Consider the following 15,437-nt stretch of genomic DNA (forward strand, 5'->3'; position numbering starts at 1 on the left):
GCTGAAGAACCTCTTTTTATGATATCCTAAAGATAAATTATAATGATTGCATATCAATCACGAAACGGTATCTCACATCGCTTTTCAGCATTCTTTCATACGCTTCATTAATATTCTGCATCTTAATCATCTCAATTTCCGAAACAATATTATGTTCCCCACAGAAATCTAATAATTCCTGAGTTTCAGCTATACCACCAATTACAGATCCTGCCACTGATTTTCTTCCCAGAATCATAGGTACGGTATTCAAAATAGGCTCCAATCCTCCTAAATATCCTACAAGAACATGAGTTCCGCTGATATTTAAAGTCGTAACATAAGGGTTTACATCATGTACATAAGGAACCGTATCAATAATCACGTCAAATTTTCCTTTTACAGACTTCATCTGTTCTTCATCCGTGGAAATAATAACATGATCAGCTCCTAATTGTTTAGCATCCTCTGTTTTTCCGGGAGTTCTTGAAAATAAAGTCACTTCAGCACCCAAACCTTTGGCAAGTTTAATGGCCATATGTCCCAATCCGCCTAAACCAACAACAGCTACTTTAGAATTCGGACCTACATTCCAGTGTCTCAAAGGTGACCATGTTGTAATTCCTGCGCAAAGAAGCGGTGCTACAGCAGCAGGATCAAGGTTTTCAGGCACTTTTAATACGTGATGAGAATCTACCACTACTTTTTGGGAATAACCACCGAAAGTATGACCTCCTGTGTGCTTATCCTTCCCATTATAAGTTCCGGTGAATCCGTTTTCACAATATTGTTCAAGATCATGCTGACAGCTGTTGCAGTGTCCACAAGAATCTACGATACATCCTACACCTGCAAGATCACCTACTTTAAATTTGGACACCTCACTTCCTACTTTTGTAATTCTTCCTACAATTTCATGTCCGGGAACAGCAGGGTAGATAGTTCCGCCCCAGTCGTTTCTTGCGGTATGAAGGTCAGAATGGCATACTCCACAATATAGAATTTCAATTTCTACATCTTTGGAAGTAACCTCTCTTCTTTCAATATTCATTTCTTTCAGATCTGCTGTGGTGGACTCAGCCCCATAAGCTTTTACTGTAAATGTGCTCATTTGATTATTTATTTTATTTAAATTAATAAGTTGGTGTTATAAATTGTTATACTCTTCATCCGTTACAGGTTCCAGCCACTCCACAATTCCGTTTTGTGTATTGGGGTTAATGGCCACATGTACGAATTCACTGTCAGGAGCTGCACCATGCCAATGGATGATATTCGGAAGAATATTAACAATATCTCCGGGATGTAAGACCTGTGCAGGCTTTCCTTTTTCCTGATAATAACCGGTTCCTGAAGTTACGATTAAAATCTGTCCGCCTCCGTGAGAATGCCAGTTATTTCTGCATCCGGGTTCAAAGATTACATTTCCGATCTGACAGTTCAGCTGATCTTCATTAGGTTTCAGGATCTGAACCCAGGCTGTCCCTCCTGAAAAATAATCTGAAGGAGCCTTTTCGCCCCTTGGAAAAATATTGGTATTAAAAGTTTCCATAACGGTACAAAATTCGAAACTTTCCGGTAAAATTAACTTATACAGATTACCGAATTACTTACCAATTTTACATACACGATATCTGTTATGTTGGAAATTGGTAATTTTGAATGGTAAAAAAATATACTTCATGGAAAATCAGGAGGTTGAAATCTATAACAGCGTTTCAGAATATAATAAAATGGCCAATCATGAAACATTGCATCCGTTGGTGAATGTGATTGATTTTTCCAAATCAGATCCTATCTGTCAATACAGAAGGAAATTTGGTTTTTATACCGTTTTTCTGAAAGATGTGATGTGTGGAGACATGCAGTATGGAAAACACAGTTATGATTATCAGGAAGGAACATTGGTTTTCATTGCTCCCGGGCAGACGTATGGAATTTACAATCAAGGAAAATCTGTTCAGCCGGCAGGTTTTGCATTGATTTTTCATCCTGATCTTTTAAAAGGAACCAATCTTGGAAAAAATATAAAAGATTATAATTTCTTTTCCTATGATGTGCATGAAGCATTACACCTTTCAGAAAAAGAAAGAGAAATTATTCTGGACTGTTTTAAAAATATAAAACATGAGCTTGAACAGTCTATTGACAAGCACAGTAAGTCGTTAATTGTAAATAATATTGAACTGTTTCTTAATTACTGCATGCGTTTTTATGACCGCCAGTTTATCACCAGGGATCATATCAATCAGGGAGTGATTGGGAAATTTGAAAACCTTGTTGATGATTATCTGAAGTCAGATAATCCTAAAAATATAGGTTTTCCGATGGTGAATTACTTTGCAGAAAAGCTGAACCTTTCAGCGAATTATTTCGGAGATCTTATCAAAAAAGAATTAGGAATTTCTCCACAGGAACTGATCCACAATAAATTGATAGATATAGCTAAAGAACAAATTTTAGATCAGGGAAAATCCATCAGTGAAATTTCTTACGATCTAGGCTTTAAATATCCGCAGCACTTTACCAGATTATTCAAAACCAAAGTCGGAATTTCCCCAAGTGAATACAAAACTTTGAATTGAGTGTAAACACCAATATCACAAATGTTTTTCACAAGAGACACGAATTTATTTGTGGAAATTAGTGCTTTTATTAGTGAGATTAGTGTTTAATTAGGCATATAAATTTTTTATTTACAAAAAACAGAATTATCTTTAATGTAAAGTTTTTACAGTTTAAAAAATGAGCTCACAACATATAGAAACAGTGGTTCTCAATACCAAATTTGGAAAAATTACAGCATTCAAAAAAAATGGAGTCATCAGGGCAAAAAGTATTCGGTATGCCCGTTCCGAAAGATTTCAAGAACCTGTTCCTGTAGAGCATTTTGTTTTTGACAGCAGGTTTCAGGATAAAATTCCGGTTTGTCCACAAAAACTCAGTCCGCTTGTGGAAAAAATGATTGGCAGAACTCCTGTTGAAGAATTTGAGCCGGATGAATCTACTCAATACCTTTCTATAACCTTTCCTGAAAATATAAGTGAAAAAGAAAACCTTCCGGTAGTTGTCTGGATCCATGGTGGCTCCCATGAAATTGGATGTGGAGATCTTCCTACTGCAGATCCTGCCGAATGGGTAAAAGAACAAAATATTATTGTGGTGACGGTTTCCTATCGCCTCGGGCTCTTTGGTTTTTTAGGCGGTGATGAAAAAAGACCTCCTAATTTAGGACTATTGGATATGATTGAGGCTTTGAAATGGATCAAAACCAATATTTCAGACTTTGGAGGACATCCTGAAAATGTTACCCTGCTTGGTCAATCTTCAGGTGGTGATGCAATTGCTCATTTGATGATATCAGAAGGAGTTGATGGATTGTTTCAAAGAGTTATTATTCAGAGTGCACCTTTGGGATTACGTCATAAAAGACAGAAAATGTCGGCTGAGTTTTTGAAGAAAACAGAAGAGATTAAGGATGAGGTTGATGTTTATAAGATGATGGATGATTATGGAAAATTTGTTCCATCTGTCATAAAATATGGTTTGAAAGCAGCCATGCCCTTTGGAACTCAGTATGGATTTCCGCCTTTATGCAAGGAAGAAGAATCTGTTGAAAAATGGAGAGAAAATGCAAAAAAATATGATGTGCTGATTGGCTTAAACAATGATGAGACTGCATTTTATCTCAAAACTTCAGAAGCTTTAAATAAATACTTTGGAAAAGGGTGGGGACTGAAAATCATGGATAAAACGGTTGAAAAAACTACAGAATTTATCTATGGAACTCCAGCCAGACAATTTGCAGAAAACCATGCAAAAGGAGGCGGAAATGTCTATTTATTCAGAATACATTCCAACCTAAAGGAAAATGCTATTGGAGCTCCTCATTGTATTGATCTTCCGTTAATTTTCGGCAACGAATCAGCTTGGAAATCCTCAGAAATGCTGAAAAATATTCCTTGGGAACGCCTTCATGAACATGGAATAAAACTCAGAGCGTTATGGGCAGAATTTGCCAGAACCGGAAAGATTTCAAATCAATTGGAACGACCGGAAATTCTAAAAATAGAAAAAATAGAATTGTAAATTAATGTGAGAAAATACTTCTTGATTTTAACGTGATTGTGTTTATTTTGATAATTCAATTATCTTATTTGATTGTTTTATAGTTGATTATGAATTGTAATGAAGTTTTTTTGTTATATTTATAAAACCAAATTCTAAAACATTAAACTATGAAATCAACAAAACTTCAAAACGCAAGAAAAATTAACAGAGAGGAACTTAAACACTTAAAAGGAGGAATCATCATCAGAGACAGAGTATGCTGTTTTTATAACGAAGACAATTACTGTTGTGAGTGGGCTCAGGATCCATGGAGCTGCCGTGGCATTAAGTGCTAATATTCGATTGTTAATAAAAATAAAGCGTACATCACTGATGTACGCTTTTATATTTTATTTACTTTTATTCAGGAATCCAGACGCTTACATTTCCAGCAGGAACCGGGAAATCTCCCCAACCGTTTTCATCAATGGTTACTTTATTTTTGAACCTTTTTAATAGATCTTTAAACTTTTTCCCTGCAAAATGTTTTCCGACTTCCATAGGTTTATGATAAGAATCCTTGTTGCTGAGCACTACGGCACATCCTGAATGGAGATCATCTCCATTACGTACCCATCCGATACAGTTGGCATCCTCAAAGTAATCATGTTGTTCACCATAAGCATAATCTTTTCTGGCTTTTAAAAGTTCTTCAATACCATCTATTTTCGGCATAAATATTTCCTGATCATTTCCTTCTCTGTCTTTATCAATATAATGAGCCCCATACAAATCCGGATAAAAAATACATGGATACCCATCTTTTCGCAATAAAATCAAAGCATAGGCAATGGGCTTGAACCAAGGATCTACCGGAGCTTCAAGAGCCTGAAGCGGTTGCGTATCATGATTGGCAACAAGACTTACGGCATGGAGTGGATCAGCTTGCGTAAGAGTCTCGTCAAAAATTTTTCTGAGGTCATAAGAAGCACCTTCTTTGGATGCATTATGAAAATTATTCTGCAATGAGCTGTCAAAAAGACTCATACAGCCTTCTGTTACTTCAATATACTTTTGAAGCAGATGAAGATATCCGGGAGCCCAATATTCACCCACGGCAAAAATATTTTTCTCAGAATTGGAGCGGAGTAGGGTAAGCCATTCCTTGTAAAAATCAAAAGAAATATGTTTTAAGGCATCAAGACGAACTCCATCAAAATCGGTTTCGTCAAAATACCATTTAGCCCAGGTATTAAGTTCTTCCCGTACAAAAGGATTCCTGTGTTCAATATCATTATACATCAGGTAATCATAATTTCCTTTCTCATCATGAATCATTTCCTCCCAATCGTCACCATATTCAGATTGAATTTTATAAATATGAGATTCCATCCCTTCCGCATAGTCTACGCCACTGAAGCACGTGAAATTCCATTCAAAATCAGAATATTTTTTACCTCTTCCGGGAAACGTAAATTTGGTATAGGATTCTATTTCCAGAACATCGGAAATCACTTTTTCTCTGTTGTCCTCATCCACCTTTACAGCTTTGAATTTTTCCAGTTCATCGCCACCCGCCTTATGGCCCAGTACAATATCTACAATGATTCCTATATTTTGTTTTTTAAAAGCACTGATGGCTTTTAAATACTCTTTTTTAGTACCATATTTAGTTGGGGTGGTTCCTTTCTGGTCAAATTCACCAAGGTCATAGAGATCATAAGTATCATAGCCTACCGAATATCCACCATTGGTTCCTTTATAGGCAGGAGGAAACCATACAGAAGTTATTCCCAGCTTAGCCAGATATTTGGCCTGTTTTTCGGCTTCTTTCCATAGTTTTGCATCACCTTCAGAATACCAGTGGAAAAACTGAATCATTGTTGGGTTCATATAATTTGCTGATTTGGTGAATACAAGTTAGCGAAAAAATATAACCTTTTAGTTTTCGAATTCTTTAAACGGGATTTTTAGTTGAACGGAAACGAGTTTTTTTTCTTCCGTATTCAGCTGGGAAAGAGACAACCCTAGCAAGCGAACTGCTTTATCAAAAGGACGCAGATCCCAAAGTCTTTTTCCGGTATTGAAATATTCTTCCGGAGAGGTAAAATACTCTTCTCTGGTAATACTTCTTGTAAAAAGCGAGAAATCTTTATACTTAATTTTTAAGGTTAAAGTTCTTCCGAGAATATTGTTTTTCTGTAAACGTTGATGAAGTTCTTCACTCAGGCTTTCCAGTTTTTCATTGATTTGCTGTTCATCAAAAAGATCTTCAAAAAAAGTTCTTTCTACGGCTACACTTTTCTGAATCCGATGAGGTTTCACTTCAGAAGTATGGATACCACGAACCACATTGTAATAATGCTTTCCGGATTTTCCGAAAATTCTTACCAGATCCTCCAGCGATCTTTTCTTTAAATCTTTACCCTTATAAATACCTAAACTAAACATTTTGTTGGCTGTAACCTTTCCCACTCCATAAAACTTTTCCACAGGTAATTCTTCAAGGAAACTTTCCATTTTATCAGGATGGATGGTCTTCTGTCCATTGGGTTTATTAATATCAGAAGCTACTTTGGCTAAAAACTTATTCACAGAAATTCCTGCAGAGGCGGTTAAGCCTGTTTTCTCAAATATTTTCTGACGGATCTCTCTTGCAATCTGATTGGCAGATTCTATTTCTTTTTTATTTTCAGTAACATCAAGGTAAGCCTCATCCAAAGACAGCGGTTCTACCAGATCAGTGTACTCATAAAAGATCTCACGAATCATTTTTGAAATCTCCTTATATCGGGCAAAACGAGGCGGAACAAAGATCAGATCCGGACATTTCTCTTTGGCTGTTTTACTGGGCATAGCAGAGCGGACACCATATTTTCGGGCTTCATAACTTGCTGCAGCCACTACACCACGGTGCTGGCCACCTACAGCAATCGCTTTTCCTTTCAATGCAGGATTGTCATGCTGCTCTACGGAGGCATAAAATGCATCCATATCTACGTGAATAATTTTACGAAGCGGCAAAGAGAAATCCATATCACAAAGATATGGATTCCTGTATTGATGCGATGCTTTTGTAGAAGGGAAACTTGGGTAGTTCATGAGGTCAGTGCGAAAAGCTATAACCAATTTATTGATAAAGTGATTAAAAGGTAGAGTAGTAATGAACAACATTTATATTACTTCCATCTTCCAGTCTCCTGCTGCTTCTTACGCTTTCAGTCTCATGGTGAGAAGATGAGGTTCGAAACCTGCTTTTTCATATGCTTTTACAGCAGATTCATTTTCAGCATAAACATCCAGTCTTATTTCTGAGATATTTCTTGACTTTGCCCAATTGATGAGTTCGTCAGTAATTATTTTATTAATTCCTTTTCCTCTGTATTCAGGCTTTACATACATAAATCCTAGATAGGCGTAGCTTTTAAAGTTATTATAATCTTTTTCAGAATTTTTGATCAGTGCATAACCGGAAGCAACAATTTCCTCATTGTTTTCTACAACAAGTAAAGTTGCATCTGGAGACTGTATAAATTTATTCAGATCATAATAATGAATTTCACCGTCAATAAAGGTGCTGTTAAAAGGTCTTTCTGCAGAAACAATTCCCTGCTCAAATGTTAAAAGAATTTCTAAATCCTGTTCTGTGGCTTCTCTTGTGATCATGGTGTGAAAAATAAGTAAAGTTTAAACATTCCACTTTTTATAGAATGTTTAAACTTCAAGGTTTTTTGATGTTTTAAAATTATTTTAAAAGATTATCTATGGTCTGCTGAATCTCAGGATCTTCCGGAGAAATAGCATAATATTTTGCAATAGAAGATTTCTGATCAATAATCATATATCTTGGAATCCAGTTCAGATCCACATAATTATTGAAATCATTTTTCCAGCCTGATGCAAACCAATAGTTGTCCTTTTCCTTCATATTGAATCTTACAAGGCTCTTATCGAATCCTTCTTTAGATCTTTCCAGAGATAGGAAAACAAAGTTAACATTAGGGTTGTTTTTTTCTAGAATTTCAGCTTTTGGAAGCGCCTGAAGACAGTCTCTACACCATCCGGCCCAGAAGTCGATCACCAAAACTTTTCCTTTATGCTGATCCAGAATTTCCTGGATGGTAATTGTTTTTCCTTCCTCATCTTCCAGTTTCTGCTTTAGTGCTTCTTTGGAAAATCCGGTTTTAAGAGCAGTAGGAACCTTTTGTGAATAGCTCAAGCTAAAAAGACCTACCATAAAAATTAATAACAACTTTCTCATTTTACAATTTCATTTACACAAAACTAAGGAATGTGTTGCAATCTGAGATTGATTTTTTATGAATTAGGAAAAATTTATATTATTGACAATTTCTATGAATGCAGTATAGATGCTGAAACTGGATGTGAAGAAGTAAATATACAGATTATTTGTTTATAATACGATGCTTTTACAGAGATGATTTTTTTGCCACGAATGCACGAATTATTTTTTATTCGTGAATTCGCGGCTATAATTTTTCTAATATTTTTTGTGATTGAAAAAGGTATTTCTATTGGTAGTTTCTAATCAAGCCTTTTACCACTGCAATAACATTCGGCATGGCTTTATTGGCAGCATTCAAAACTTCTTCGTGAGAAACAGCGAAAGCGATATCCGGGCCGCCAAGATCAGTAATAACAGAAATACAGAATACATCCATGCCCATGTGTCTGGCAGCAATTACTTCAGGAACGGTGCTCATTCCTACCATATCACCGCCAATGGCTTTAATCATTCCGTATTCGGCTGGAGTTTCAAAAGTAGGGCCTTGCAGGGCAACGTAGATTCCCTGATGGATTTTAATATTATTTTCTGCAGCAGTTTGTTCTGCTGTAGCAATCATTTTTTTGTTGTAAGGCTCACTCATATCCACAAAGCGTGGTCCAAGCTCATCGATATTTTTTCCACGCAGCGGATGTTCAGGCATCATATTAATGTGATCCTTTAAAATAACGATGTCTGCAATATTATAATCAGGATTTACTCCACCACATGCATTGGAAAGAGCAAGATTTTTAATGCCCAGTAAATGAAAAACTCTGATAGGAAAAGTTACAGTTTCCATAGAATGTCCTTCATAATAATGAAAACGGCCACTCATCATCAGTACTTTTTTTCCTTCCAGAATTCCGTAGATAAGTTTTCCGGTGTGACCAGCTACTGTGGTCTGTGGAAAATTAGGGATGTCTTTGTACTCTAAAACATGGATCGGTTCTACTTCATTCTGCAATTTTCCAAGTCCGGATCCTAAAACAACAGCAAAATCAGGAGTGTCCTGAATGATATTTCTAATGAAATCAGCTGTCTCATGAATTTTTTCTAACATAATCTAAGATGATTTGATTGAATTCTTCCTTCTTATCAATAATAACATTGATAGGCCAGTAGTAAACAATTTCTCTAAGATAGTCAAAAGTTTTCAGACGAACATAATCTTTCTCTGTGGTTAATATCAGTTTATATTCGCCTAATTTTTTATACTCTGCAAGGATTTTTTTAATATCATCATCCGTGAAACTATGATGATCCCTAAATTTTAAATGGGTAACTCTTTTCGAGAATTTTGCTAAATGTTCCAGAAGCGGTTTAGGATTTGCAATTCCGGTAATTAATAAAATATCGTAATAGTTCAGGTTGTTATCCGGAAGCATTTTATCTTTTCCGTATACATTCTCATCATAACTAATGGATGAAAAGAATACTTTTTGGTTATAAGAAGGTCTGATCCTTGAAATATAATACCTTTTGGTTTCCTCTGTCAGTTCATCAGGGCATTTGCTGACCATAATGATGTCTGCTCTCTTAGCTCCGGCTCTGGATTCTCTAAGATCTCCGGCAGGAAGAAGGTAGTCTTTAAAAAACGGATCGTTAAAATCGGTCATCAAAATGTTGAATCCTGCTTTAATGGCACGGTGCTGCATAGCATCATCCAATATCAGGGCTCCAAGATCCATATCTTCGATCACTTTTTTAGCTCCGGGAACACGTTCTTCTGAAACAGCAATGACAAAACGGTTTTTGAAACGTTCAAAAAGCTGCATCGCTTCATCACCTACAATTTTGTAATTGCTTTCATAATTCGTTACCTCATAGCCTTTGGTAAGCCTTCCGTAGCCTCGTGACAGGACTCCGGTTCTGTAATGTTTGGATAAAAACTGAGCAAGATACATCACCATTGGCGATTTTCCACTTCCGCCCACAGAAAGATTCCCGACATTGATTATCGGTGTCTTGAATTTTGTCGATTTAAAAATCCCCAGATCATACATTGTGTTTCGGATACCCGTTACCATATGATAAGCAAGGGAAAAAGGATAAAGGTACCATCTTTTCATACGAATGCAAAAATAGGAATTTTCATAAGTACTGGAGTAATATTCTCAAAGACTTTTCAACAAATATTTGTTAAATTAAAGTATTTTTGTGGAGTTATAATAATACTTTGAGATACTTTATAGAATTTTCTTACAACGGAAAGAATTATTTCGGCTATCAGATACAGCCGGACGCGATTTCTGTGCAGGAAGAATTGGAAAAAGCACTTTCCACCATTTTAAGAGAAGAAATTAAAACAACAGGGGCCGGAAGAACAGACACCGGTGTTCATGCCAAAAAAATATTTGCACACTTTGATACGGATCATGAGCTGAGCGATGAGCTTCCACGAAGGTTGAATAGTTTTCTTCCACCGGATATTTCCATCAACAGAATTTTTAAGGTGAAAGATGATTTTCATGCCCGTTTTGATGCCACGTACCGAACGTATGAATACTATATTTCCCTATCGAAAAATCCGTTTACTCAGGAATCTGCCTGGCAGCACTGGAAAAGGCCTCTGGATATTGATAAAATGAATGAAGCCTGTAAAATTCTTTTCGAATATGAAGATTTTACAAGTTTTGCCAAATTAAAAACTGACAATAAAACGAATATCTGCAAAATGTATAAAGCAGAATGGGAACAGAATGGAACGGAATTGATGTTTACGGTTTCGGCTAATCGTTTTCTGAGAAATATGGTTCGTGCTATTGTTGGAACTATGGTAGAAATAGGTACCGGAAAACTGAAGCCTGAAGATATGCGAAAAGTTATTGAGGATAAAAATCGTAATGCTGCCGGAACTTCTGCTCCTGCCCACGGATTATATCTGGTGGATGTAGGCTATGAATTTTAAATAAAAACTAAAAAAATTATAATCATGTTATCAATTTTTATTCTTATTGGAGCCTACCGCTATTATGCACGTTTAGCAGAAAAGTTTGGAAAAGTAAAATGGCAGCTGGGACTTTTAGCTATTGGAGTTTATCTGGGTACTCAGATTGTTTTGGGGATGTCTTACGGAGTTTACTTAGCTTCTACAGATCCGAATGCTGCAAATAATATGAATTATACAGGGTTTTCTGCAGCTAATCTTGTGGGCTGGTTAATTTCTCTGTTGGCTGTTTGGGGAGTTTATCTGCTTCTTGAGCAAAAATATAGTAAAGAAAATCTGAAAAAGCCGTCTATTGAGATTCAGAAAATAGGGGAAGCTTCTGAAGATTCACAAAAATAAAAATAAGTTTTTTTAATGTTTGAATAACCTCAGTACAAACAACGTTATCTACAAAAGATATTCATTCTGTAAATGATAGATATCTTATATTTTCTATGGTGATTTATAAAAGTTGTACAGGTAGACAACTTATAAAATCTTATTTTTGCATAGAATTTTAATTCTTTTCTTCTATTCGTATAATGAAAAAACAAGATACCTGGGGAATTGTTAAAAGGCTGTTCTTTATCGGAATGAAATTTCGTTCTTGGTTCATCCTTACCTTAATCATCTCCGTCATACTTTCAATTGTTTCTACTTACAGACCATATCTTACCATGGAAGTTGTAGATAACGATATCACAAAACTGCAGGATAAAGCTGTGATGATGAAGCATATCTACATCCTTGTAGGATTGGTATTTGCGGAAACGATTCTGAACTTTTTCCTGGTTTATTTCTCTAATTTTATTTCACAGAATGTTATTCGTGACATCCGTGAAAGGTTATATTCCAAACTGATTTATTTCAAAACATCATTTTTTGATAAAACGCCTATTGGTCAATTGGTAACCCGTGCCGTAGGGGATGTGGAAACAATTGCTACCGTTTATACAGACGGTTTCCTGATGGTTTTCGGAGATATTCTGAGAATTGTATTTGTTTTGATCATGATGTTCAATACGAATGTTCACCTAAGTTATATTACATTGGCCATTCTGCCTTTAATGGTTATGATTACCAGATTCTTCCAAAAAAGACTGAAGAAAGCTTTTGGAGACGAAAGGAATTGGACTTCTACACAAAATTCATTTGTACAGGAAAGACTGGCGGGAATGTCAATTATTCAGGTATTCAACAGACAGGAATCTGAATTTAAAAAATTTGATGATATCAATATTACCCTGAAAGGAGCATTGTTGAGAACTGTTTTTATCTTTTCATTATTCTTTCCGGTAGTAGAACTTATTTCTTCACTATTCATAGGGTTTATCCTTTTTTATGGTGGATATATTACGATCAGTGCCGGGGTGGTGATTGCTTTTATTCAGTATATTTCAATGCTTATTCGTCCATTAAGACAGATTGCAGACCGTTTCAATAATATCCAGAGAGGAATTGTAGGGGCAGAAAGAGTATTAGGATTAATGGATGAAGAAAATTCAATGACCAATACGGGGACTGTGAAAAAAGATCACTTTGCCGGTAAAATTGAATTCCAGAAAGTACATTTTGCCTATGACGAAAAACAGGAAGTATTGAAAGGTATTGACTTTAAGGTAAATCCAGGAGAAACTGTTGCCATTGTAGGAGCTACCGGAGCCGGGAAATCTACGATTATTAGTTTGATTACAAGGCTTTATGATATCAATTCAGGAAATATCCTTATCGATGATGTGGATTTGAAAGACTATGAATTGTATAATTTGAGAAGCCACATCGGAGTCGTATTGCAGGATGTATTCCTTTTCCATGGAAGTATTTTTGAAAACCTTGCTTTCGGTGATGATAGTATTACCCTTGAAAAAATAAAGGCTGGGGCTAAAGAGATTGAAGTAGATCAGTTTATTGAACAGCTTCCGGGGGGCTATGATTATGTTGTGAGTGAGAGAGGCTCATCTATTTCTTTAGGTCAGAGACAATTATTGTCATTCCTGAGAGCTTATCTTTCTGATCCTAAAATTCTGATTCTGGATGAAGCAACTTCTTCCATTGACCATGAAAGTGAAAAACTGATCCAGAGAGCTACAGAAAAAATCACTAAAAACAGAACGTCTATCATTATTGCTCATAGGCTTTCCACGATTGAAAAAGCAGATAAGATCATTGTGATGGAGCATGGTAAAATCGTAGAAGAAGGAAAGCATTTGGAGCTTTTAGATAGGAACGGATATTATGCTACTTTATATAAAGCCCAGCTGCGTCATGAAGTAGAACTGGAAGAAGAAAAAGAATCAAAATAAGAGATTTAAAACCATAAAAAAAAGAGAGCTTAAAGCTCTCTTTTTTGTTATTGAAGGAATTAGAATTGTAATTTTTTGGTCATGACCTTTCCATCCTTTAGCACTACATTCACTGTGATGATGGTATTCTTTTGATTGATTGGTAATCTGAATTCTGAAGTATTAATACCAGCTTTGTCAACCAATAATTTTCCTGATGCATCATAGATATGTAATGAAGAAATTTTAGAATCACTTTTTACATACACTGAACTTTCATCCTTGGTGATGAATGAATTATTCTTTGAAGCCACATCGTTTACAGCTAATGATGCCTGTGGTACTATGGTTACAGAATAATCTTCTACTTGCCCATATTTTGGGGTGTAACATGATGTAATGACGATACCTGCATCACCAATAACCCTCATTCTTAAAGGTGTATTCAATACAGCATTGGATGGAGGGGTTACAGAAGCGGTAGCCAATGAACCAGTCGCTACTCCTGTTTGGTTCAAAATAAGCTCTGTAGTTTCATCAAACTGACCATCATTGTTGTAGTCAATATATGCTTTTATAGTGTGGTTATTGCTTGTTCCCGGAGCAACAGTGATTGTGGTTGCCGTATTGTTAGGAATTGTTGTTTTACTAGTCCCCAGACAGTAATTTCCTGTAAAGTTTTCATAGAAATTATTGATAGCCTGTTTGTAATTGTTGGAGGAGTTATTAATACTTCCGAACTTTACTGAAGTGATTCCTATATTATAACTTCCAGGAGTACTTATTGTTGTTGGAGTACAAGCACTGGTAAGAGATACATTATTGTTAGGGGTTGTATTGGCAGCAACCGGAGAGTTAATTAAGGATTGTCTGAACTTAAGAAGTTGTGCTGTTGCACGATCTGTTTGTCCCTGTGTAAACAAATCTCTAAAGCAAAAAGTATATGCCATTACATTTCTTTCTCCACCAGCATATATTTGGCTTGTACATGGATTGATTTGCCCAGTTTGACAGTTTCTTGGAACAGAAGAGTGGTAAAGACTTTTCATAGGTTCCGTGTCACATACCAAATCACCATTTATAGTACAGTCGGTATTTACAGGGCAGTCTCCTGTGGTAGCATTATACCCTTCGTGAGTATGTCTTAAACCTAAAGCATGACCAAATTCGTGAGCCAGCGTCTGTGCATTCACTGCTGAAGCACTGGTTGCCATAAAAGAATAATCATTGCTTCCCCCTGGATAATAAGCATATCCATTCAATGCTCCTGCACTTGAAGTCAGCTTTTTTACAACATAGATATTGTAATATTTGCTGGTGTCCCATTGCCCCATGGCAGTGATTTCTGTTGCAAGGACTGCATTGGTTGTGTTGTCATCATTTACTCCGCCACTTACATATTTTGGAAGGGCTGAAGCATCAATCCTATTGATTCCATTGGTTGGATTACAATTAGGATCTATCTTCGCAAAAACGAATTTTACAGGTAATGCAGAGCTTGTAGCAGCCATTCCACTGGATGCGTTGCCTGCAAAAACACCATTGGTATAATTTACCCAGGCAATAATATCTGCATCAGACTTGTTATTAACATTTCCTATTGGGCTCCCATCTCCTACAACATGCACAACGATAGGAATTTCATATACCTGGTTCTGACCATTTTTAGCAGCCAGTTTCCCGGTTTTTATCATTTTGGATAATTCCAGGTTGAAGGCATCATCCTGGATCTTTTCGTTCGGGAACTTTGCATAATGTTTTCTCATTAATTCATCAGTTCCACACTCTAGAATTTCTACATTTTGTGAATAAAAATTAGAAGATAAGCTTGCTGTAACAAGCAGAAATAATAGTTTTTTCAAAGTTATTTATTTTAAGTGTTGTTTTATCCGCCAAAAATAAATAAAAAAAC

15 protein-coding genes are annotated in these 15,437 nt (G+C 36.0%); 6 read left to right on the top strand and 9 right to left on the bottom strand.

Annotated features, from left to right (window positions below; all coding sequences use genetic code 11):
• Positions 1-37: 37 nt before the first annotated feature.
• Both BLS98_RS18470 and BLS98_RS18475 read right to left on the bottom strand, forming a co-directional pair.
• On the bottom strand, positions 38-1,090 hold the full coding sequence (locus tag BLS98_RS18470; RefSeq protein WP_089738202.1) for an NAD(P)-dependent alcohol dehydrogenase: 1,053 nt from the start codon (positions 1,088-1,090) through the stop codon (positions 38-40).
• 36 nt (positions 1,091-1,126) lie between these two features.
• Positions 1,127-1,531 (bottom strand): cupin domain-containing protein, encoded by a 405-nt coding sequence (locus tag BLS98_RS18475; protein ID WP_089738204.1) that lies wholly within the window; start codon positions 1,529-1,531, stop codon positions 1,127-1,129.
• 130 nt (positions 1,532-1,661) lie between these two features.
• Between BLS98_RS18475 and BLS98_RS18480 the strand changes: the two genes are divergently transcribed.
• The 3 genes from BLS98_RS18480 (at position 1,662) to BLS98_RS23405 (ending at position 4,385) form a co-directional block, all read left to right on the top strand.
• Entirely contained in the window at positions 1,662-2,564 is a 903-nt protein-coding gene (locus BLS98_RS18480) for a helix-turn-helix domain-containing protein (protein WP_089738207.1), read from the top strand.
• Positions 2,565-2,724: 160 nt separating this feature from the next.
• Entirely contained in the window at positions 2,725-4,068 is a 1,344-nt protein-coding gene (locus BLS98_RS18485; protein WP_089738210.1) for a carboxylesterase family protein, read from the top strand.
• A 149-nt stretch (positions 4,069-4,217) separates the two neighbouring features.
• A complete protein-coding gene (locus tag BLS98_RS23405) occupies positions 4,218-4,385 on the top strand; it encodes a hypothetical protein (RefSeq protein ID WP_167356252.1) in 168 nt (55 codons plus the stop codon).
• A gap of 64 nt (positions 4,386-4,449) precedes the next feature.
• On the opposite strand, the gene BLS98_RS18490 is transcribed toward BLS98_RS23405, so the two are convergent.
• The 6 genes from BLS98_RS18490 to lpxK all read right to left on the bottom strand — a co-directional run bounded on the left by BLS98_RS18490 (position 4,450) and on the right by lpxK (position 10,386).
• On the bottom strand, positions 4,450-5,922 hold the full coding sequence (locus BLS98_RS18490) for an alpha-amylase (protein WP_089738212.1): 1,473 nt from the start codon (positions 5,920-5,922) through the stop codon (positions 4,450-4,452).
• A gap of 48 nt (positions 5,923-5,970) precedes the next feature.
• On the bottom strand, positions 5,971-7,065 hold the full coding sequence (gene dinB, locus BLS98_RS18495) for a DNA polymerase IV (RefSeq protein WP_089738214.1): 1,095 nt from the start codon (positions 7,063-7,065) through the stop codon (positions 5,971-5,973).
• A 174-nt stretch (positions 7,066-7,239) separates the two neighbouring features.
• Positions 7,240-7,695: a GNAT family N-acetyltransferase gene (locus BLS98_RS18500; protein ID WP_089738216.1), complete on the bottom strand. Its 456-nt coding sequence runs from the start codon at positions 7,693-7,695 to the stop codon at positions 7,240-7,242.
• A gap of 79 nt (positions 7,696-7,774) precedes the next feature.
• On the bottom strand, positions 7,775-8,290 hold the full coding sequence (locus BLS98_RS18505; RefSeq protein ID WP_089738218.1) for a TlpA family protein disulfide reductase: 516 nt from the start codon (positions 8,288-8,290) through the stop codon (positions 7,775-7,777).
• Between the two features lie 271 nt (positions 8,291-8,561).
• Positions 8,562-9,377, bottom strand: coding sequence for a purine-nucleoside phosphorylase (locus BLS98_RS18510; protein ID WP_089738220.1), 816 nt, complete (start codon positions 9,375-9,377; stop codon positions 8,562-8,564).
• A complete protein-coding gene (gene lpxK / locus BLS98_RS18515) occupies positions 9,358-10,386 on the bottom strand; it encodes a tetraacyldisaccharide 4'-kinase (RefSeq protein ID WP_089738222.1) in 1,029 nt (342 codons plus the stop codon). The genes BLS98_RS18510 and lpxK overlap by 20 nt, the downstream gene beginning before the upstream one ends.
• Before the next feature lie 107 nt (positions 10,387-10,493).
• Between lpxK and truA the strand changes: the two genes are divergently transcribed.
• From truA to BLS98_RS18530, 3 genes are all read left to right on the top strand, one after another.
• Positions 10,494-11,225 (top strand): tRNA pseudouridine(38-40) synthase TruA, encoded by a 732-nt coding sequence (gene truA / locus BLS98_RS18520; RefSeq protein ID WP_089738224.1) that lies wholly within the window; start codon positions 10,494-10,496, stop codon positions 11,223-11,225.
• A gap of 24 nt (positions 11,226-11,249) precedes the next feature.
• Positions 11,250-11,603: a hypothetical protein gene (locus BLS98_RS18525; protein WP_089738226.1), complete on the top strand. Its 354-nt coding sequence runs from the start codon at positions 11,250-11,252 to the stop codon at positions 11,601-11,603.
• Positions 11,604-11,785: 182 nt separating this feature from the next.
• On the top strand, positions 11,786-13,546 hold the full coding sequence (locus BLS98_RS18530; protein ID WP_089738227.1) for an ABC transporter ATP-binding protein: 1,761 nt from the start codon (positions 11,786-11,788) through the stop codon (positions 13,544-13,546).
• Between the two features lie 59 nt (positions 13,547-13,605).
• Here BLS98_RS18530 and BLS98_RS18535 read toward each other — a convergent pair whose 3' ends face one another.
• Positions 13,606-15,387, bottom strand: a complete 1,782-nt coding sequence (locus BLS98_RS18535; protein WP_089738230.1) for a M43 family zinc metalloprotease — start codon at positions 15,385-15,387, stop codon at positions 13,606-13,608.
• Between the last annotated feature and the right edge of the window lie 50 nt (positions 15,388-15,437).

It is taken from the genome of Chryseobacterium jejuense, from assembly GCF_900100075.1.
Lineage (GTDB): Bacteria > Bacteroidota > Bacteroidia > Flavobacteriales > Weeksellaceae > Chryseobacterium > Chryseobacterium jejuense.